General features: G+C 73.0%; 15 protein-coding genes. 6 read left to right on the top strand and 9 right to left on the bottom strand.

Annotation, left to right across the window (positions count from 1 at the left end; all coding sequences use genetic code 11):
- Window positions 1–4 precede the first annotated feature (4 nt).
- The 3 genes from ACSMXO_RS14955 to ACSMXO_RS14965 all read left to right on the top strand — a co-directional run bounded on the left by ACSMXO_RS14955 (window position 5) and on the right by ACSMXO_RS14965 (window position 5,015).
- The gene (locus ACSMXO_RS14955) at window positions 5–1,288 is read left to right on the top strand and encodes a nucleotide sugar dehydrogenase (RefSeq protein ID WP_346258583.1); all 1,284 of its coding nucleotides are present in this window, start codon (window positions 5–7) and stop codon (window positions 1,286–1,288) included.
- A 203-nt stretch (window positions 1,289–1,491) separates the two neighbouring features.
- Complete coding sequence (locus ACSMXO_RS14960) at window positions 1,492–2,784, top strand: glycosyltransferase (RefSeq protein WP_346258584.1); 1,293 nt, start codon at window positions 1,492–1,494, stop codon at window positions 2,782–2,784.
- Window positions 2,781–5,015 carry a glycosyltransferase family 4 protein gene (locus tag ACSMXO_RS14965; RefSeq protein WP_455418197.1) on the top strand — a complete coding sequence of 745 codons (2,235 nt, stop codon included), beginning with the start codon at window positions 2,781–2,783 and terminating at the stop codon, window positions 5,013–5,015. The genes ACSMXO_RS14960 and ACSMXO_RS14965 overlap by 4 nt, the downstream gene beginning before the upstream one ends.
- A 78-nt stretch (window positions 5,016–5,093) precedes the next feature.
- On the opposite strand, the gene ACSMXO_RS14970 is transcribed toward ACSMXO_RS14965, so the two are convergent.
- Window positions 5,094–5,639, bottom strand: a complete 546-nt coding sequence (locus ACSMXO_RS14970) for an acyltransferase (RefSeq protein WP_346258683.1) — start codon at window positions 5,637–5,639, stop codon at window positions 5,094–5,096.
- A 45-nt stretch (window positions 5,640–5,684) separates the two neighbouring features.
- Entirely contained in the window at window positions 5,685–7,388 is a 1,704-nt protein-coding gene (locus ACSMXO_RS14975) for a hypothetical protein (RefSeq protein WP_455418198.1), read from the bottom strand.
- Window positions 7,389–7,567: 179 nt separating this feature from the next.
- Here ACSMXO_RS14975 and ACSMXO_RS14980 point away from each other — a divergent pair, with 179 nt between their 5' ends.
- Window positions 7,568–8,623 carry an App1 family protein gene (locus ACSMXO_RS14980; RefSeq protein ID WP_346258587.1) on the top strand — a complete coding sequence of 352 codons (1,056 nt, stop codon included), beginning with the start codon at window positions 7,568–7,570 and terminating at the stop codon, window positions 8,621–8,623.
- A 70-nt stretch (window positions 8,624–8,693) separates the two neighbouring features.
- On the opposite strand, the gene ACSMXO_RS14985 is transcribed toward ACSMXO_RS14980, so the two are convergent.
- Complete coding sequence (locus ACSMXO_RS14985) at window positions 8,694–9,047, bottom strand: ArsR/SmtB family transcription factor (RefSeq protein ID WP_346258588.1); 354 nt, start codon at window positions 9,045–9,047, stop codon at window positions 8,694–8,696.
- 141 nt (window positions 9,048–9,188) lie between these two features.
- Here ACSMXO_RS14985 and ACSMXO_RS14990 point away from each other — a divergent pair, with 141 nt between their 5' ends.
- Window positions 9,189–10,055 (top strand): PhzF family phenazine biosynthesis protein, encoded by an 867-nt coding sequence (locus tag ACSMXO_RS14990; protein ID WP_346258589.1) that lies wholly within the window; start codon window positions 9,189–9,191, stop codon window positions 10,053–10,055.
- Window positions 10,056–10,066: 11 nt separating this feature from the next.
- On the opposite strand, the gene ACSMXO_RS14995 is transcribed toward ACSMXO_RS14990, so the two are convergent.
- The 4 genes from ACSMXO_RS14995 to ACSMXO_RS15010 form a co-directional block, all read right to left on the bottom strand.
- Entirely contained in the window at window positions 10,067–11,701 is a 1,635-nt protein-coding gene (locus ACSMXO_RS14995; RefSeq protein ID WP_455418199.1) for a thiamine pyrophosphate-binding protein, read from the bottom strand.
- Window positions 11,702–11,742: 41 nt separating this feature from the next.
- Window positions 11,743–12,504: a cyclase family protein gene (locus ACSMXO_RS15000; protein ID WP_346258591.1), complete on the bottom strand. Its 762-nt coding sequence runs from the start codon at window positions 12,502–12,504 to the stop codon at window positions 11,743–11,745.
- Window positions 12,505–12,648: 144 nt separating this feature from the next.
- On the bottom strand, window positions 12,649–13,194 hold the full coding sequence (locus ACSMXO_RS15005) for a hypothetical protein (RefSeq protein WP_455418200.1): 546 nt from the start codon (window positions 13,192–13,194) through the stop codon (window positions 12,649–12,651).
- A 31-nt stretch (window positions 13,195–13,225) separates the two neighbouring features.
- A complete protein-coding gene (locus ACSMXO_RS15010; RefSeq protein WP_455418201.1) occupies window positions 13,226–13,747 on the bottom strand; it encodes a hypothetical protein in 522 nt (173 codons plus the stop codon).
- A gap of 162 nt (window positions 13,748–13,909) precedes the next feature.
- Between ACSMXO_RS15010 and ACSMXO_RS15015 the strand changes: the two genes are divergently transcribed.
- On the top strand, window positions 13,910–15,247 hold the full coding sequence (locus tag ACSMXO_RS15015) for an MFS transporter (RefSeq protein WP_455418202.1): 1,338 nt from the start codon (window positions 13,910–13,912) through the stop codon (window positions 15,245–15,247).
- A 59-nt stretch (window positions 15,248–15,306) separates the two neighbouring features.
- Here the strand turns inward: ACSMXO_RS15015 and glgB are convergent, their stop codons facing one another.
- Window positions 15,307–17,412: a 1,4-alpha-glucan branching protein GlgB gene (gene glgB / locus ACSMXO_RS15020; protein WP_455418203.1), complete on the bottom strand. Its 2,106-nt coding sequence runs from the start codon at window positions 17,410–17,412 to the stop codon at window positions 15,307–15,309.
- Entirely contained in the window at window positions 17,400–19,448 is a 2,049-nt protein-coding gene (locus ACSMXO_RS15025) for an alpha-1,4-glucan--maltose-1-phosphate maltosyltransferase (RefSeq protein ID WP_455418204.1), read from the bottom strand. Before ACSMXO_RS15025 ends, glgB begins: the two co-directional genes overlap by 13 nt.
- Window positions 19,449–19,497: the final 49 nt, after the last annotated feature.

Consider the following 19,497-nt stretch of genomic DNA (forward strand, 5'->3'; position numbering starts at 1 on the left):
AGGCATGAAAATCTGCGTCGTCGCTCTCGGAAAGATCGGACTGCCGCTCGCCGTGCAGTTTGCCGACAAGGGGCACTCGGTGGTGGGTGCCGACGTCTCCGAGCGGGTCGTGAAGCTGGTCAACGACGGTGCCGTGCCGTTCCCGGGCGAGGCCGACCTCGACGTCAAGCTCAAGGAGGCGGTGGCGGCGGGCCGGCTCTCCGCCACCACCGACACCGCGGCGGCGGTCGCCGAGTCCGAGGCCGTGGTCGTGGTGGTGCCGCTCTTCGTGGACGCCGAGGGCGTGCCGGACTTCGGCTGGATGGACGACGCGACCCGGGCCATCGCGGCCGGGCTCAAGCCGGGCACCCTGGTCAGCTACGAGACCACGCTGCCGGTCGGCACCACCCGCAACCGCTGGGCCCCGATGCTGGAGGAGGGCTCCGGCCTGACGGTCGGCAAGGACTTCACCCTGGTGTTCAGCCCGGAGCGGGTGCTGACCGGCCGGGTCTTCGCCGACCTGCGCCGCTACCCGAAGCTGGTCGGCGGGGTGGACGAGGCGTCGGCCCGGCGGGGTGTCGAGTTCTACGAGGCGGTGCTGGACTTCGACGACCGTCCCGACCTGGCCCGGCCGAACGGGGTGTGGGACCTGGGCTCGGCCGAGGCGTCGGAGTTGGCGAAGCTCGCCGAGACGACCTACCGGGACGTCAACATCGGCCTGGCGAACCAGTTCGCCCGGTTCGCCGACACCGTCGGAGTCGATGTCATGAAGGTCATCGAGGCATGCAACACCCAGCCGTACAGCCACATCCACTCGCCGGGCATCGCGGTCGGCGGGCACTGCATCCCGATCTACCCCCGGATGTACCTGTGGAACGACCCGGCGGCCACCGTCGTACGGTCGGCCCGGGAGGCCAACGCGGCGATGCCGGAGTACGCGGTGGACCTGCTCGCGGCGGCGGTCGGTGACCTGACCGGGGTCGAGGTGCTGGTGCTCGGCGCCGCCTACCGGGGCGGGGTCAAGGAGACCGCGTTCTCCGGCGTCTTCCCGACCGTCGAGGCGCTGCGCCGCCGGGGTGCCCGGCCGTACGTCTCGGACCCGATGTACACCAACGACGAACTGACCGCGCTCGGCCTGCCGGCGTACGCCGGTGAGCCGGTGACCGCCGCGGTGGTGCAGGCCGACCACGCCGAGTACCGGACCCTGGGTGCCGCCGACCTGCCCGGGGTGAAGGTGCTGGTGGATGGCCGTCGGGTGACGGATCCGGCACGCTGGTCCACGGCCCGCCGGCTGGTGATCGGCGGCTGACCGTCGTCGTTCGGTGCGCGGTCGGATATTCACGTTCCTGTGGTAGAACCGTTGGGCCCCGGAATCCATCCCGCTTATGACGCCGCCGTCCCGTCAGCCTGGCCAGCCGGCAGGGGACGCCGACGGCGGCGCCTCGGGTATCGAGAGGAGCAGTGACGATTTCCAGGCCTGTACGTAGGGGATCCCCTCCCCGGGTCCTCTATTTGTCGTTCTACTTCCCGCCCAGCCGGGCCAGTGGCGTCTTCCGAGCCCGTGCCACGGCCAACCACCTCGCGGAGGCCGGCTGGGACGTGACCGTGCTGACCGCCCCGAGGAAGTTCTTCAGCCACTACCTCGAGAACGGCAGCGACGAGTCGCTGGAGGCGACGGTCGACCCCCGGGTGCAGGTGGTCCGGGCGCCGATGAACGCGTACATCTGGGAGACGGACGTCCGGCAGTTCGGATGGGTACGCGGCAATCTCCCGGTCCTCTCGGACCGGATCTACCAGCAGATCTTCCGGTCGGTCTTTCCCGAGCATTACAACGGGTGGGTTCCCGGGCTGCTGTCCAAGGCGTTCGGCATGCACCGGCGGCGCAAGTTCGATCTCGTCGTGGCGACCGGCAACCCGTTCGTCTCGTTCGCGGTGGCCTGGTTGCTCGGGCGCACGCTGCGGATCCCGTACGTCGTCGACTACCGGGACGCGTGGACCTTCAACCAGTTCACCGAGGAGATCCGGATGGGCCGGAACACTCCGGGGGGCCGGTGGGAGGCACGGGTACTGCGCCACGCCGCCGAGGCGGTCTTCGTCAACGACGGGATGCGGCAGTGGCACGCCGAGCGCTATCCGTACGCCGCGGAGCGGATGACGGTGGTGCCCAACGGTTGGGAGCCGGAACTGCTGGGTCGGCCGGAGTTCCGTCCCGTTCCGGCGGATCGGCCGCTGCGCTTCGCCTACGTCGGGACCGTCACCCCCTATCTGCCGTTGGACCTGCTCTTCGCCGGCTGGCGCCGGGCACAGAGTCATCCGCTGCTGGCGGGCGCCGAGCTGAACATCCACGGCCACCTCGGATTCTTCGCGAACACCGTGGCGCCGCTGCGCCAGCGGATCGAGGAGGAGCAGAACTACGGGGTGCGTTACCACGGTGCCTTCGGCAAAGCGGACGTCAGCACGATCTACGACCAGGTCGACGCGCTGGTCTTCTGCGTACCGGGCGCCCGGTTCGTGACGTCGGGAAAGGTCTTCGAATACATGGCATCCGGTAAGCCGGTGGTCTCCGTGCACGAGCCGCTGATCGCGGCGAGCGAGGTGCTCCGCGACTATCCACTGTGGTTCACAGGGGACCGGATGGACGCCGACGCCGTCGCCGAGTCGTTCATCGGTGCCGCCAAGGCCGCCCGGGACATGGACAGCCAGCTCCACCAGCGGGCCCTGGACCATGCCCAGCAGTACACCAGGGACGCCACGCTGCGCCCGTGGGAAGCGAGGCTGCGCGCCCTGGTGGAGGGGTCTCGTTGACCGGCAGCCACCGCAACATCCTCTACATCGCGCTCGGGCCGTCGCGGGTCGGCGCGGCGCGGCACCACACCGCCGCACTGGCGGCGGCGGGTGCCCAGGTCACGTTGGTCGTGGCGGACATACCACAGTGGAACGGGACCGCCCCGTCCCCGGGCGTGACGCTGCACCGGGTAGCCGGTGCGGCACGTGCCCTGCACCGAAACGCCCGGCGGGCCGTGCTCGGCGGACCACTCCGCGCCGCCGACCTGCTGATCGCTGGTGACCCGGAGGCACTGCCGGTGGCCTGGGCCGCAGCCGGGGCCCGGCCGGATCTGACGATCAGGTACGAGCCGGCGGACGATCCTGCCCGCCGGCCCGCACCGGCCGACCTGGCGGTGGTCACTCCCTGGCATCCCTCGCCGAACGCCCCGTCCTCCGGGACGGTCGTCCGGGCCATGCTCCGGGCGGTCGGCGAGCGGTTCGAGCGGGTGTCGGTCCTGCACACCGAGGACTGGACGTACGCGCACCGGTCGCCGTCGGCGAACCTGATCGCGGCGGCGGCCGAGCGATTCGCTGACCGGGGCGGCGGTGCCGTCGTGCAGGACATTCCGGAGGGTGAACTGACCCGGGTGCCGGTGCACGTCCGGTCGGTGCCGGACCACGCGGTCTGGGCCCGCGCCCACGTGGACGCGTTGGCCGCGATCCTGCCGACCGGGCGGATCGAGGCGCCTGTGGTGCACGCCCACACCGGCATCTACGGCGGGCTGGTGGCCGCCCGGCTCGCCCGGCCGGACGCCCGGATCGTGGTGACCGAATCCGCCCCGCTGCTGTCGGCCGCGCTGACCCGGCCGGCGGCCCGGCGCCAGTACGAGGAGATGCTGCAACGCGTCGACGAACTGCTCTGCGCCGGCCCGTACGTGTACAACCTGCTCAAGGCGCGGTTTCCGCACTACGTGGACAAGCTGCGGATCGTGCCGGATCTTGTCGACCTCGACGGGATCGTGGTCCGTCCCCGTCCGGTCGAGGAGCCGTTGCGGTGGCTCCACCTCGGTCAACCGGCCGACGACGAGGCCGTGCCCGGGGTGGTGGAGGCGTTCGCGCGGATCGCGATCGAGGAGCCGCGCGCGACGCTGACCCTGGCCGGATCCGGCAACGAGGCGGTCCGCGGCAGGGTCGAGGAGTTGCGGTTGACGGGCCGGGTGGTGCTGCGTCCCCCGGTCGCCGCGGACGAGTTGGTCGGGGTGCTGCACCAGCACGACCTCCTGGTGCAGCCCGGTGACATCGGGCTGCTCGGTCCTGCCGCAGTGGAGGCGGTGGCGAGTGGACTGCCGGTGCTGGTCGGCCGCAGCCCGGAGGCGACGGAGACGCTGGCCGGGCTGGACGGCGTCGCCGGGCAGTTCGTCGACGTCGGTGACGACCCGGACGTGATCGCGGCCGGCTGGCGCCGGTTGCGCGACCAGTTCGACGTCCTCGACCTGCCGGCGGCCCGGGCCAGGTTGCAGGCCCGGCACGGCCGGGAGGCGGTGGCGGCCGAGTTGCTGGCCAGCTACCGCCCGGGAACCGGCGCTGCGGTGGACGAGGCGCCCGGGTTGCGGCCGGGGGCGACGGCCGCCGGGGCGCCGGTCGGGCCGGCACCCCTTCCCGCGCCGGCCGGGCTGTCCGGATCGGTGCCGATGATGCGGGACGCGGTGGGGCCGGACTCCCGCCTCCTGGTGGTGGCGGTCAACCCGCGCAAGATCGATGTCACCCGGGACTTCGTCAACGAGATGTCGGCCCGGGGCTACACGGTGGACCTCGTCGTCAACGAGCCGGAGGCGTGGTCGCGGGCTCGACTGGACGAGCGGGTCCGGATCCATGCCCTGACAGCGGCGGAGAACCGCCGGCTGCTGCTCTGGACCGAGCAGCTGCTGGTCTTCCGGATTCCCGGGAAGCTGCTCTACGGCGCCCAACGGGTCGCCCGCAGGGTGCATCGGCTCGGGCCGGAAGTCGCGATCGGCAGGCTGCGACGGTGGCACCAGCGCGGCGCGAGGGGAGTGCACAACAAAATCTTCTTCCCCGGCTACCTGATGCTCCGGCCGTTCATCCTGTGGCGTATCACCCGCCGTGTCGTGCTGCCGCGGCTCGATCTGGCGCACACCCGTGGGGTGGTCATCTCCGGCTCGTACGGCACCACCATCGGCTGGCGACTCGCCCGCAGGTACCCCGAGTTGGCGGTCACCACGTCGCTGACCGCCTTCCGGGACGACTCCTAGATCGCGATGGTCCGTGCTCCGCCGCCACTCGGAGAGTCGGCGGCGGAGCACGATGGCGGCCGGGCAGGAGCGTGCCGGTCAGCCGAGGTCGGCGGGCGGGTTCTCCTTGTCCCGGGAGACCACCTGACCCAAGACGTCGACCCAGCCGAGCGGGCGGGCCGGGTTGCCGGCCACCAACTGATGCGGCTTGACGTCCTTGGTCACCACCGAGCCGGCCGCGATCATCGCGTACTCCCCGATCTCGACCCCGCAGACGATGGTGGCGTTCGCGCCGATCGAGGCGCCCCTGCGGACCATGGTCGGGGTGATCTGCCAGTCCGGGTTCTGGGCCCGCGGCCGGAGGTCGTTGGTGAAGACCGCGCAGGGGCCGACGAAGACCTCGTCCTCGATGGTCACGCCCTGGTAGACGGAGACGTTGTTCTGGATCTTCACCAGGTCGCCGACCACGACGTTCGCGTCCACGTAGACGTTCCGGCCGATCACGCAGTTCGCGCCCACCTGGGCGGTGGAGCGGACGTGGGCGAGGTGCCAGACCTTGGTGCCGTCGCCGATCCGCGCGCCCTCGTCGACCTCGGCCGAGGGGTGCACGAAGACCGTGTCGGGGAGGGCGGGAGGCTCGTTCATCGCTTGAGTCACGGCTTCGCAGGATACGCCGAGCGGCCCGGCCGGTCAGGGCGGGGGACGGAGCGTCGACTCCGGCAGATAGATCGTGTGCCGTCCGACCCGGGTCACCCGGGCCGGCACGCCAGAGCGGCGCAGGTGGGCCTGGAACGCGGCGTCCGCGGGCGCGCCGGCCTCGAAGACGAAGGCCGGCCGGTCGGCGGTGCCGACCCGCCTCGGGTACGCCGGATAGCGGTCCTGCCCCGGCCGCAGGTTCGCACCGAGTACCGCGCAGGCGATCCGTTCCCGGGTGACGAACACCAGTCGGTTGCAGGTCCAGTACTCGGCGTACACCGCGCTGACCCCGGCCCGCTCCAGGGTGCGGGCGAGCTGCCGCTGCTGCCGTTCCTCGGTCCGGATCGTGCCGATCTCGCCGACCAGGTGTCCGGTGGTGCCGAGCAGCAGCACCATCAGCAGGGCGAGTACGGCGGTGCCGAGCACCCCGGCGAGCCGGGTCACCGGTCCGGTGGCGAGCCGCCCCGACCAGCGGGCGACCAGCCAGAGCGGCCAGAGTACGGCGGGCAGCGAGATCTGCAGGATCGACAGGTACCGGGCGCTGGCCAGCGGCGCGCTGCCGGCGAGCGAACTGCGGGCGTACGCCGCCACGGTGAGCGCGGCGCCGATCAGCAGGGCGAGTTGGGTGGCGTACCCGACCCGGGCGGCCCGGACCGCGTCACCGGCCCGGGCGTCCCCCGGCGTACCGACGGCCGCGGCGCTGCCGGACGTTCCGCGGGACTCGGCACCGCTGCCCGGAGTCGGTCGGCCGGCCCGGACGAGTCCGACCACCGCCAGCACCCCGGCGGCGAGCAGCAGCGCCAGGTAGAGCCCGCCCCAGGACATCTCCACGGCATCGCAGCGCTCCGGCCGGCAGAGCCCGGTGGCGAGCGGGATCCCGACCAGCAGCGCGCCGTGCAGTCGGGCGGTACCCGGCGTCGACTCCGCCTCGCCCTCGCTGACCTGCCGCAGCACGGAGATCGAGTCCTGCCCGGCCGGCGCGGTCAGGTTGTCCACGACCAGCGGCGCGACCCCGAGCAGGAACCCGGCGACCAGTACGGCGCCGGCCGGACCGAGCAGGTCCCGCCAGCAGCCGACCAGCAGCACGGCGAAGGCGACCACCAGGTAGGGCAGCACCAGCCAGTCGTCCCAGACGCAGAGCCCGGTGACCAGGCCGAAGAGGCCGAAGGCCCAGCACCGGTGCCGGGTCCGCCGCTGGCCGAGGGCGAGCGCGATCAGCAGCAGGCCCAGCACAGCGGGCTTGACCTCCGGCCGGCCGCCGACGGCGGTGATCTGGTCCCGGATCACTCGTTCGCCGCCGAGCGCGAGTACCCCGACAGTGAAGGTGGCCAGCCAGGGGGAGTAGAGCCGCCGGGTGAGCCGGTACGCCAGGTAGAGGAAGGCGGCGTACAGGAACAGCAGGGGTATCCGCAGCGGGATCCAGCCGGCGCCGAAGAGCAGGAAGAGCGGCGCGGCGAGATAGCTCTGCACGGTACCCATGTAGTGCTGGCCGTAGAGGAAGACCGGCAGTTCGCGGCCGTCCGCGATGTGCAGCGCGGCGAGCCCGAACGTGGCCTCGTCGCTGTTGGAGCCCGGTACGGTCAGCAGGATCAGCGCCAGCCGGTAGGCCAGGGCGAGCAGGCCGAGGCCGAGCGCCACCGCGCCCGGCCGGTCGAGTGTTCGCACCCGCCGCCCCCCGCGCGGCACCGCCACCGACACCCCCGCGCCCCCGTCGCCGTCCCGCCTCGAAGTCTCGCACGGCGTCCCGCACCGGAGGTCCGGATCGGCGCAGGTCGCACCGGTTCCGTCCGGCCCGGGAGCCCGGCGCGGGGAGCGTGCCGGCGGGTTAGTTGATCTGTCTCGTAGCCGGACCGGGTGCTCTGTGGCAGGGTGGCTAGGTGTCGCTGATACCCGCCGGTCCGGCGCCCGCGCCCCGGCTGCACCGAGCGGCCCGGATCGAGGACGCGGTGCACCAGTTCATCGAGCGTCGCCTGGGGCAGGGCGGGTGGGATGTCACGATCATCCCGTACGCCGGCTATGGCGCGCCCGGGTGGATCCGGGTGCTGGGTCGGGTCCTGCTGACCCGGCTGCGCCGCCGCCCCCGCCGCCGGCCGGAGAAGGTACGCGGCTGGCGTAGCTTCGCCACCCTGCCGGTGCAGCACGCGCCGGTGGTGATCGAGGCGGGTGGCCGCCGGCACGAGGCCCGGGCCGACCGGAGCGGCTTCATCGACCTCGTCGTCGAGGCCGACCTGGCGCCCGGCTGGCAGAGCGTACGCCTGGCCAGTCCCGGCGCCGAGCCGGTCGACGCGCCGGTCCGGATCGTCGACCCGGCGCTGCGGATCGGGGTCCTCTCCGACATCGACGACACGGTGATGGTGACGGCGCTGCCCCGGCCGCTGCTGGCCGCCTGGAACACCTTCGTGCTGGACGAGCACGCCCGGATGGCGGTACCCGGGATGGCGGTGCTCTACGAGCGCCTGGTCAACGCGCACCCCGGCGCCCCGGTGCTCTACCTCTCCACCGGCGCCTGGAACGTCGCGCCGACGCTGACCCGGTTCCTGTCCCGGCACCTCTATCCCGCCGGCCCGCTGCTGCTGACGAACTGGGGCCCGACGGCGGACCGTTGGTTCCGGAGTGGGCGGGAGCACAAGCGGGCCACCCTGGCCCGGCTGGTCCGCGAGTTCCCGGAGATCCGGTGGTTGCTGATCGGCGACGACGGCCAGCACGACCAGGAGATCTACGCCGAGTTCGCCGCCGAGCACCCGGACAACGTGGCCGCGGTGCTGATCCGCCGGCTCTCCCCGACCCAGGCGGTGCTGGCCGGTGGTTTCCCGGCGCCGACGGGCAGCACCGACGGCAGTACCCCGGCGGCTGGCCTGCTGGGCGAGCGCTGGTTCTGCGCGCCCGACGGCGCCGGACTGTGGCGCCTGCTCCGGGAGGCGAATCTGGTCTGAGGCGCGCGGCGACCTGGGTCCGGGCGGTGCGCGAACCTCGTCCGGGCGCGTGGCGGAGCCGGATCGGTTCTCAGCTCTCCCGGGTCGGTTCCGCCGCCCGGCGCCGTTCGCGTCTGCCCCGGGCGATCTCGGTGCCGAGGGCGTCCAGCCGTTGGGTCCAGAACCCCCGATAGCGCTCCAGCCACCGGTCGATCTCCTGGAGCGGGGCGGGGTCCACCGCGTAGAGCCGCCGCGTGCCGGCGGCGCGTACGGTGGTGAACCCGTTCTCCCGGAGCACCCGCAGGTGTTGTGAGACGCCCGGCTGGGAGATCCCGAACTCCTCCTGCACCACCGCGCTGACCTCGCCCGCCGACCGCTCCCCGTCGGCGAGCAGCTCCAGGATCCGCCGCCGGACGGGATCGCCGAGAACGTCGAACGCGTGCACGCCGCCATCCTTTCAGCGCTCACTTATATAACCGAAGTCTACCCAATCCGGGGATCGGTCCGGACGACCCTACCGGCCCGGCCCCGGCCCGAGCCGGCCACCGGTCCCGACGAGGTGGCCCGGTACTGGTAGACAGGGGCGATGCGGCTCCGCCTGATCCAGATCGACGCCTTCGCCGACCGGGTGTTCCAGGGCAACCCGGCGGCCGTGATGCCCCTGCCCGGCTGGCTGCCCGACGCCGTCCTGCAGGCCCTCGCCGAGGAGAACAACCTCTCCGAGACCGCCTTCTACACGGCGGAACTGCCGGCCGACGCCGACCGGCCGCCCGGTGGCGACCCCGCCTACCACCTGCGCTGGTTCACCCCGGCGGTCGAGGTGGACCTCTGCGGGCACGCGACCCTGGCCACCGCTGGGCAACTCTTCGACGACGTGCATCCGGACGCGCGGCGTCTGCTGTTCTGGACCCGCAGCGGCTGGCTCCCGGTGCGCCGGGCCGCCCGGGACGGCGAACTGGAGCTGGACTTCCCGGCCGGACGGCTGCGGGCGGTCGCGGACGGCGACGAGGTCTCCGCCGCCGCCGTGGCCGCGCTCGGCATCGAGCCGCAGCACCGGTTCCAGGACAGCGACCTGGTCTACGTGGTGCGCAACGCCGCCGAGGTCCGGGCCGTCGAGGCGGACTTCACCACCCTGGCCCGGCTGCCGGTACGCGGAGCGATCGTCACCGCCCCCGCCGACACCGACGGCGTCGACTTCGTCAGCCGGTGGTTCGGGGCCGGGGCGGGCGCCTTCGAGGACCCGGTGACCGGCTCCGCGCACAGCCAGATCGCACCCTACTGGGCGGAGCGGCTCGGCCGGACGACGCTGACCGCCCGGCAGCTCTCCGCCCGGGGCGGCACGGTGCACTGCGTGGTCGACGGCGACCGGGTACGCCTGCGCGGCAGCTACCGCCGCTACCTCGACGGCACCGTCACGCTGCCCGAGCCGGCCGGGGGTGACGCCGATCGGTGACACCGGCTGGCTCAGTGCCCCCGGAAAGCCTCCTCCAGCCACCAGGCGCCGCGCTTGCTGGTGATCTTGGCGTCGACCACCAGCGGCCGGTCACGCGGGCCGGCCAGCCACTCCCGCACCGGGGCGAGGTCGTCGACCTCGCGGACGGTCAGCGCGGCGCAGCCGTAGCCCCGGGCGATCGAGGCGAGGTCGGTGTCGGGAAACCGGACCAGGTCCAGCGGGTGGCCGTCCGGGCCGAAGTGGTGCACCTCGGCGCCGTACGCCGCGTCGTCGTAGACCACCACCAGCAGGGGCGGGCCGAGCCGGCTGGCGGTGACGAGCTCGGCCGCCGACATCAGGAACCCGCCGTCGCCGAGCGCCGCCACGGTGAGCCGGTCCGGCCGGGCCACGGCGGCGCCGAGCGCACTGGCCAGACCCAGCCCGACGGACTGGAACGCCTGGGTGAAGCAGAACCCGGCGACGTCCGGTACGGAGAGGAACATCGACGGATAGCCCATGAAGTTGCCGGAGTCGACCACCACGGTCCGCTCGGTCGGCAGCAGGTCGTCCAGGGCGATGGTCAGGGTACGCGGGTCGATCCGTCCCTCGCCGCTATCGTCCAGATAGGACACGTCCCGCCACCGCCCCTCGGCCGCGATCCGCGCTCGCAGCTCGGGCGTGCGCTGCGTGCCGGGCGGCCGGCCGACGCCCGGTTCCCGGTCCAGCCAGCGCAGCGCGTACCGGACGACCCGGGCCACGTCGCCACTGACGTACCGGTCGATCCGGGAGTGCGGGGCGGTGCCGATCGGCAGTTCGTCGACCTGGACCACCACGGCCGACGGGGAGATCAGTCGACCGTGCCGGGTGGTCCACATGTTCAGCGTGCTACCCCAGGCGACCACCAGGTCGGCCTCGGCGATCAGCTCGGCGGCGAGCGGGGTGGCGAAGCCGCCGGAGACGTCGAGATACCACGGATCGCCGACGAAGAGTCCCTTGGCGGCGGCGGAGACCGCCAGCAGTGCGCCGCACTCGTCGGCCAGCCGGATCAGCGGCTCCCGGGCACCCCGGGCGCCCCGGCCGGCGACGAAGACCGGGCGCCGGGCGGTGGTCAACGCGCTGACCAGCGGCTCGACGTCGGGAACCCAGTCGGTGTGGGCGGGCCAGGGATCGAGAGGGCCGGTCCAGGGTGCGATCTCCCGGGCCTGCACATCCAGCGGCAGCCCCAGCAGCACGGTCTCGCCCCGGGCTGCCCGCCGGTAGGCGGCGTCGACGTCCACCACCACGTGCTCGGGGCGTACCCGTTGGTAGTGGATGCCGAGCGCGGTGGCGGTGTGCGGCAGGTCGATGTAGAAGTTCGACCGTGGCTCGGTCGCCTCCGGCGCCAGCACCAGGAGCGGCGTCCGGCTCTTGGCCGCCTCGACGATCCCGGTCAACGCGTTGGTGACCCCCGGCCCCTGGTGCACCGAGAGCACCCCGACCGTGCCCGAGGTACGCGCGTAGCCGTCCGCCATGCTCGCCGCGCCGCCCTCGTGCGCGGCGGCCACGAACCGGGCCCCGCCGGCCACCAGCGCGTTGGTGACGTGGAAGTTGCCGCTGCCGACTACCCCGAAGACGTGCCGTACCCCGTGCGCGGCGAGCACCCGACCGACCACCTCGGCGACCCGCATGCCCGTCACCGCCATCCCGTCGCCCGCATCCGCTCCGCCCGCTACCGCTCGACCAGGGCGAGTACCCGGCACGGGCTGCCGGACCCCCGCACGATCGGCAACGGTCCGGCGACCACCACCGCGCCGGTCGGCGGAAGCTGTGCCAGGTTGCGGAGCTGGGTGAGGCCGTACTTGTCGGCCCCGAGCAGGAAGGAGTGGCAGGGGAACGGCGGGTCGAAGGAGTGCGCGGCCCCGGCGTCGGTGCCGACCGTCTCGACCCCGACGCCCTGCACCGGGGCCTCCTCGGCGAGCCACCTGGCGCAGGCGGCGGAGATCCCGGGGGTACGGCCGGCGTTGGCGTACCGCTGCGCGTCGTCGCCGTACGCGTCCCAGCCGGTCCGGTAGAGCAGCCAGCCGCCGGCCGGCAGCGGGCCGTGCTCCGCCTCCCAGGCCCGGACGTGTTCGACCTCCAGCAGGAAGTCCGGGTCGGCGGCGGCTTCGGCGGTGTGGTCGAGCACCACCGCCGGAGCGATCAGCCGGCTCGGCGGCACCTGGGAGACGTCGTCGCCGTGCTGGCCGCTGACCCAGTGCACCGGCGCGTCGAAGTGCGTACCGGTGTGCTCGCCGGTGGTGAAGTTGTTCCAGTACCAGGCCGGGCCGCGCTCGTCGTAGCGGCTGATCTCGCTCAGCGCGAACGGGACGGTCTGGCCGAACGGCTCGGGGAGGGTGAGGATCGGCGTCTGCGCCGAGAGCGGGGCGGTGAGGTCCACGACCTCGACCCGGCCGGTGGCGAGCGCGGCAACAAGATCTTGCAGCACGGTCATGGCGGGAACCTACCGGAGTTTCCGGGAAACCGATTCGCGCGATCGGTCAGGAGTTGCCCCGCCCGGCGGGCGGCCCGACCTGTGGGACGCCACCGGCGGGGGCGTCGCCGCTCGACTGGACGGGCCGGCCCCCGGGGCGGGTTGTCACCGGCCGGTGGTCACCGCCGCGTCGGGGCGGTGGACCTGTGGCGCGCCGCAGTACATCGGACGGAGCCGGGGATCCGCCGGGACGCGACAGACCCGGACGACGACCGAGTCGACGACCGGCGGTGTGTTCGGGGCGAGGCCGACGGTGACCGGGACGACATCGTTGTCGGCCCAGATTCGCGCCTCGTCCACCAGGGTCCGCTGGCGATAGGCGGAGTAGACGGCGACGGTGCGCCAGCCGTCGTCCTCGCAGATCCGGACCGGGTCGATCGGCAGCGGCTGGTCGCCCACGCTGCCTCGGACCACCACCGAGGCGAGCCCGGGCGGCGCGGTCGGTGGATACCAGTCGAGGGTGCCCTCGGTGACCCCGTACGGGCAGTCGTCGCCGGAGTCGGCCCGGAACGGCTGTTCGGCCCGGGTGCGCGGTTCGGCGCCGGTACCGGCCGACGCGGGACCGGCGGTGCCGATGCCGGCGGCGGAGACTACGGCGGCGGAGAGTACGGCGGCGAGTACGGCGGCGACCGGGTGGATGGAACGCGGCATTGTGCTCCTCCCAGGGCGTTCGACCGGCTGGTCAGCCCCAGTGCAACGAGTAGACCTGGGGCGTTCCGCAGTAGCCGGTCGGTGTCGGCAGCGGTGTCGGGGCGTTCGCCGTCGCTGCCCGGCAGACCTGGACGACGACGGTGTCGACGCCGCCGAACGGCTCCTGCGGGGCGAGCCGGAAGCTGTACTTGGTGATGTCGTTGTCCACCCTCGACGTGCCCTGGGTGATGGGGCGGCCGTTGCCGTAGGCGTAGAAGGTGACGAAGCTGAAGAGCCCGTCGTCCGGGCAGATCGGGCCGGGATCGCGCTCGTAGGGGCGGTCGGCGATGGTGCCGGTGACGGTCACCGAGCCGAGCCCGGGAGGTGCGGAGATCGGAAGGAACTCCAGGGTTCCTTCGGCGAGGCCGTACCGGCAGCTGTCGCCGCTGTCGGCGGCGAACGGTTGCGGTGCGAGGTCGGTGTCGCTGCCGGCCCGGGCGGGGCCGGCCAGTGCGGTGAGGGTGAGCAGGGCGGCGGCGAGTAAGACCGCCGACCGGCGGATCGGTCGCGGCATGACGTTTCCTCCTGAGTGGACGGGACGTGCGGGTGGCGAAGAACATTGTCACACGTCGATCTAATATTTCCAGGGCCTGCGCCGGAGGTTGCCGGATTCAGCAGTACGGGCCGGGCGGGCCGGGGTTGACCTCAACCAAACTCGAGATCCGATCCTGTGCACATGACCGCCACTCCGGAACACGCCGGGAACCCCCGCCGCCGCGCCGGGCGCGGTCCCGCCACCCGGCCGGGCCGCGCCACCCGGCCGCCCGTCGGGGATACACCGCCGAGCCCGCCCAGGGGTCCGCTCTGGGTACTCCTGCTCGGCTCCACCCTCACCGTGCTGGCCGGGGCGGTGCTGGCGCCGGTGGTCGAAGTTCTCCGCTCCGACCTCGGAGTCAGCGCCGGTGCCGCCGGACTGGTGTTGACCGCGCACGGGCTGTCGCTGGCCCTCGTCGGTCCCCTGGTCGGCCGGGCCGTCGACCGGTGGGGCGTACCCGGACCGCTCGCCGCCGGACTCGTCGTCTACGGCGTGGCCGGCGGTGCCGGCCTGCTGCTGGACGACTACGTGTCGCTGGTCGCCAGCCGCCTGGTGTTCGGGATCGGCGCCGCCGCCGTCTTCACCGGCACCACCCTGGGCCTGCTCGACCTCGCCGAGGGGGCGGCCCGGGACCGGATGATGGGCTGGCGCAGCACCGCGATCAGCCTCGGCGGGGTGCTCTGGCCACTGCTCGGCGGCGCCTTGGGCGAGATCTCCTGGCACGCGCCGTTCGCGGTATACCTGGTCGGCGTCCCGCTCGGCGTGGCCACCCTCCGAGTGCTGTCCACTTCGGATGGCGGACGACGGTCGAGGTACGCCGATGCCGCCCGGTCGCGGACGGCCGCTGCGGAGGAGGCGACCCTGTCCGCCACCGGCCACGGCACGCGGGCCCGCCCCGAGCCGCTGCTGCGGGGGCGTCCCGGACTGCTCGGGATCTACGCGCTTCAGGCGATCGCCACCGCGCTGCTCTACGGCGTACTGGTGTTCCTGCCACCGCGCCTCGCCGAGGTCGGTGTCCGGGACAGCTTCCGGGTCGCGCTCTTCGGCGCGCTGCTCTCGCTGGTGATGAGCCTGACCGGGCTCCGGTTCGCCCGGGTCCGGGCCCGCCTCGGCTGGTCGGGACTGCTGCTCCTGGCCTTCGCCGCCTGGACGGTGGCGCTGGTGCTCCTCGCCGTCGGCGCGTCGCCGGTCCCGCTGCTGGCCGCGTCCGCCGTCTTCGGCTTCGGCATGGGTCTGGCCGTGCCGGCCCTGACGGTGCTGGTCGCCGAACACGCCCCGGCCGGCCGGCGCGGGCAGGCGACCGCACTGCTCGGTACGGCCACCTTCGCCAGCCAGTTCGGCTCGCCGCTGCTCTTCGGGCCGGTCGAGGCCGCCACCTCGCCGCGCGGGGTCTTCCTGGCCGCCGCCGCCCTCGCCGCGTTGACCCTGCTGGCAGTGCTCCTCACCGGGCGCCGCCTCGGTGCCCGGCCTGCCGGGTAGCGACCGCACCCGGGCCGGAGAGGCGGCTCCGCCGGAGTCGCCGTGCGTCCCGCCGCCGCTCAGCCCGGGCGGAGCCAGAGTACGCCGAGCGGCGGCACCCGCAGCGCCGCCGAGGCGGGCAGCCCGTGCCACGGCTGGTCGTCGGCGGTGACCGCGCCGAGGTTGCCCACCCCGGAGCCGCCGTACCAGTCCGCGTCGGTGTTCAGGATCTCGGACCAGCGCCCGGCCAGCGGCAGCCCGATCCGGTAGCCCTCGTGCGGCAGCGCGGCGAAGTTCGCCACGCAGACCAGTGGCGAGCCGTCGGCGGCGATCCGGGTGAAGGCCAGGGTGTTGTTGGCGGAGTCGTCCGAGACGATCCACCGGAAGCCGGCCGGTACGGTGTCCTGGGACCAGAGCGCGGGATTGTCCCGGTAGCCGCGGTTCAGGTCCCGGAGCAGCCGCTGCACGCCGGCCCGGCCCGGATCGTCGACCAGGTGCCAGTCCAGCCCCCGGGTCTCGCTCCACTCCCGGTCGTCGCCGAGTTCGCAGCCCATGAAGAGCAGTTGCTTGCCCGGGTGCGCCCACATGTACGCCAGCAGCGCGCGTACCCCGGCCAGCTTGCGCCACTGGTCGCCGGGCATCTTCCCGAGCAGCGACCCCTTGCCGTGCACGACCTCGTCGTGGCTGATCGGCAGCACGTAGTTCTCGCTCCAGGCGTACACCAGGGAGAAGGTCAGTTCGTTGTGGTGGTGCTGCCGGTAGATCGGGTCCTTGCCGAGATAGGTCAGGGTGTCGTGCATCCAGCCCATGTTCCACTTGAAGCCGAAGCCCAGCCCGCCGGCATCGGTCGACCGGGTCACCCCCGGCCAGGCCGTCGACTCCTCGGCCACCATCAGCACACCCGGATGCTTCCGGTAGACGGTCGCGTTGACCTCCTGGAGCAGGGCGATCGCCTCAAGGTTCTCCCGGCCGCCGTGCTCGTTCGGCAGCCACTCGCCGTCGCCGCGGGAGTAGTCCAGATAGAGCATCGACGCGACCGCGTCCACCCGCAGACCGTCCACATGGAACTCTTCGCACCAGTAGAGCGCGTTCGCGACGAGGAAGTTGCGGACCTCGGGGCGGCCGTAGTCGAAGACGTACGTGCCCCAGTCCGGGTGCTCGCCGCGGCGCGGGTCGGGGTGCTCGTAGAGCGGGGTGCCGTCGAACCGGGCCAGCGCCCAGTCGTCCCGGGGGAAGTGCGCCGGCACCCAGTCCAGCAGCACCCCGATGCCGGCGGCATGCAGCCGGTCCACCAGGTAGCGGAAGTCGTCCGGGTCGCCGAAGCGCGCGGTCGGGGCGTAGTAGCCGGTCACCTGGTAGCCCCAGGAGCCGCCGAACGGGTGCTCCATCACCGGCAGGAACTCGACGTGCGTGAAGCCCAGGTCGAGCACGTACGCGGTGAGCTGGTCGGCCAGCTCCCGATAGGAGAGCCCCGGCCGCCACGAGCCGAGGTGTACCTCGTAGACGCTGATCGGCTCCTGGTGTGGCTGCCGCCGGGCCCGCCGGTCCAGCCAGTCGGCGTCGGACCACTGGTAGCCGGACCCGTCCACCACCGAGGCGGTGGCCGGCGGCGCCTCGGTCCGCCGGGCCAGCGGATCCGCCTTGTCCCGCCACTGCCCGTCCCGGGACAGGATCCGGTACTTGTACCGCTGCCCGGCCGCCGCCTCCGGGACGAAGATCTCCCAGACCCCGCTGCTGCCCAGCGACCGCATCGGCCAGCCCTGGTGCGCGCCCCAGCCGGTGAAGTCGCCGACCACCCGCACACCCAGGGCGTTCGGCGCCCAGACCGCGAACGACACCCCGCCGCCGTCGGCCGGCCGGGCGCCGAGCGCCGTCCAGAGCCGCTCGTGCCGGCCCTCGGCGATCAGGTGCAGGTCGAGTTCCCCGACGGTCGGCGGGAAACGGTACGGGTCGTCGCGCGGCTCGCCGTCCACCACCACCCGGTAGTCGAGCACCGTGCCGGGGACCGTCGCCTCGAAGATCCCCTCGCCGTGCACCCGGTGCATCGGCCGGCGTTCCCCGCCGACCAGCAACTCCACTGTGCCGGCACCCCGGCGCAGCGTACGGATCACCGTCCGGTCGCCGTCCGGGTGGGCACCGAGCAGGGCGTACGGGTCGTGTGCCGTACCGGCGATCAGCTCGTCCATCCCTGGCCTTCCGGTCCGGCGGGTTTGTCGGTGCCGTTGGCCCCGGCCCCTGTCCCGTCGCCCGCCCGGCCGTCGTGCCGGTGCACGGTGAAGACGTGCGCGGGGGAGAGGAACGGGTCGAGGCGGACGGCGTTGTGCTGCCCCCAGTCGTACCGGGCGCCGGTCAGCTCGTCGTGCACGGTGAACCGCTCGTGCCAGTCGAAGCCGAGCGCCGGCATGTCCAGCACGGTGTTGCCCCACTGCACCTGCCCGGGGTCGACCGAGCAGACCACCAGCACCGTGTTGCCGGTCTGCTCGTCCCGCTTCGACCAGCAGAGCAGGGCCGGGTTGTCGATCTGGTGGAAGACCAGGTTGCGCAGCCAGTGCAGCGCGGGGTTGTCCCGCCGGATCGCGCCCAGCCGGGCCAGGAACGGGGCCAGCGACCGGCCCTCGGCCTCGGCCGCCGCCCAATCCCGGGGGCGCAGCTCGAACTTCTCGTTGTCGAGGTATTCCTCGGCGCCGGGCCGGGCCAGGTGCTCGAAGAGTTCGTAGCCGGCGTAGATCCCCCAGGAGGGCGAGAGCAGGCTGGCCAGCACCGCGCGGATCTTGAACATCGGCGGCCCGCAGTGCTGGAGGTGCTCGGGCAGGATGTCCGGGGTGTTCGGCCAGAAGTTCGGCCGCATGTAGTCCGCCGCCGCCACCAGCTCCTGGCAGTACTCGCGCAGCTCGGCGGTGCTGGTCCGCCAGGCGAAGTAGGTGTACGACTGGGTGAAGCCGATCTTGCCGAGCCCGTGCATCACCGCCGGTCGGGTGAACGACTCGGCCAGGAAGAGCACGTCCGGGTCGTGCCGCTTGACCTCCCAGATCAGCCAGTGCCAGAAGTCGAAGGGCTTGGTGTGCGGGTTGTCCACCCGGAAGATCCGGATGCCCTGGTCCACCCAGTGCAGCACCAACCGCAGTACCTCGGCCCGGATCCCCTCCGGGTCGTTGTCGAAGTTGACCGGGTAGATGTCTTCGTATTTCTTCGGCGGGTTCTCGGCGTACGCGATCGACCCGTCCGCCCGGGTGGTGAACCACTCCGGGTGCGCGGTGACCCACGGATGATCCGGCGCGGCCTGGAGCGCCAGGTCCATCGCCACCTCCAGGCCGACCCGCCCGGCGGCGGCGACGAAGGACCGGAAGTCGTCGAGCGTGCCCAGGTCGGGGTGGATCGCGTCGTGCCCGCCCTCGGCCGCGCCGATCGCCCACGGCGAGCCGATGTCGTCCGGCCCGGCGACCAGGGCGGCGTTGCGGCCCTTCCGGTTGATCCGGCCGATCGGGTGGATCGGCGGCACGTAGAGCACGTCGAAGCCCATCGCGGCGACCCCGGGCAGCCGCTCGGCGGCGGTGCGGAAGGTCCCGGACCGGGCCGGCTGCCCGTCGGCGGCCAGCACCGCCCCCTCGGAGCGCGGAAAGAACTCGTACCAGGCGGAGAAGAGCGCCCGCTGCCGGTCCACCCAGATCGGCTGGGCCGGGGCGCTGGTCAGCAGCGTCCGGACCGGGTACGCCCAGAGCAGGTCGGCCAGGTCCAGCGCGGGGGAGACCCGCTCGGGCAGCGGCCGCTCGCCGTCCCGCAACGCGGTGGCGGCGGCCCGGACCCGGTCCCGCTCCTGCACCGGTACGCCGTCGGCGGCCCGGTCCAGCAGGTCGGCGCCCTCGGCCAGGTCGTTGGCCAGCTCGGCTAGCCCCTGCCCGGCGTCGATCTTCTTTCCGACGGCGTCCCGCCAGGTCAGATAGGGATCGTCGAACGCCTGCACGGTGAAGCTCCACTCGCCCACCGCGTCCGGCCGGATGGTGGCGTGCCACCGGTCGTCGAAGTGCGGGCCGGGGCGCATCCGGACCACCGGCCGCTGCGCGCCGTCCGGGCCGCGCCAGGCGACCTGGCAGCCCATCGCCGCGTGCCCCTCCCGGTACGACAGCGCGGTCACCGGGACCAGTTCGCCGACCACCGCCTTGGCCGGGTACCGACCACCCGCCACGGACGGCGTCACGTCTTCGATCGGAATCCGTCCACTCACCCTGCCCAACCTACTGTGATTGATCGACGGCCGCGCGCCGGACGCATTC

The sequence above is a fragment of the Plantactinospora sp. DSM 117369 genome, from assembly GCF_053764795.1.

Coding starts and splice junctions, on each gene's coding strand:
- ACSMXO_RS14955 (WP_346258583.1), top strand. CDS start 5: ATGAAAATCTGCGTCGTCGCTCTCGGAAAGATCGGACTGCCGCTCGCC.
- ACSMXO_RS14970 (WP_346258683.1), bottom strand. CDS start 5,639: ATGAACGAGCCTCCCGCCCTCCCCGACACGGTCTTCGTGCACCCCTCG.
- ACSMXO_RS14990 (WP_346258589.1), top strand. CDS start 9,189: ATGCGGCTCCGCCTGATCCAGATCGACGCCTTCGCCGACCGGGTGTTC.
- ACSMXO_RS14995 (WP_455418199.1), bottom strand. CDS start 11,701: ATGCGGGTCGCCGAGGTGGTCGGTCGGGTGCTCGCCGCGCACGGGGTA.
- ACSMXO_RS15000 (WP_346258591.1), bottom strand. CDS start 12,504: ATGACCGTGCTGCAAGATCTTGTTGCCGCGCTCGCCACCGGCCGGGTC.
- ACSMXO_RS15005 (WP_455418200.1), bottom strand. CDS start 13,194: ATGCCGCGTTCCATCCACCCGGTCGCCGCCGTACTCGCCGCCGTACTC.
- ACSMXO_RS15010 (WP_455418201.1), bottom strand. CDS start 13,747: ATGCCGCGACCGATCCGCCGGTCGGCGGTCTTACTCGCCGCCGCCCTG.
- ACSMXO_RS15015 (WP_455418202.1), top strand. CDS start 13,910: ATGACCGCCACTCCGGAACACGCCGGGAACCCCCGCCGCCGCGCCGGG.
- glgB (WP_455418203.1), bottom strand. CDS start 17,412: ATGGACGAGCTGATCGCCGGTACGGCACACGACCCGTACGCCCTGCTC.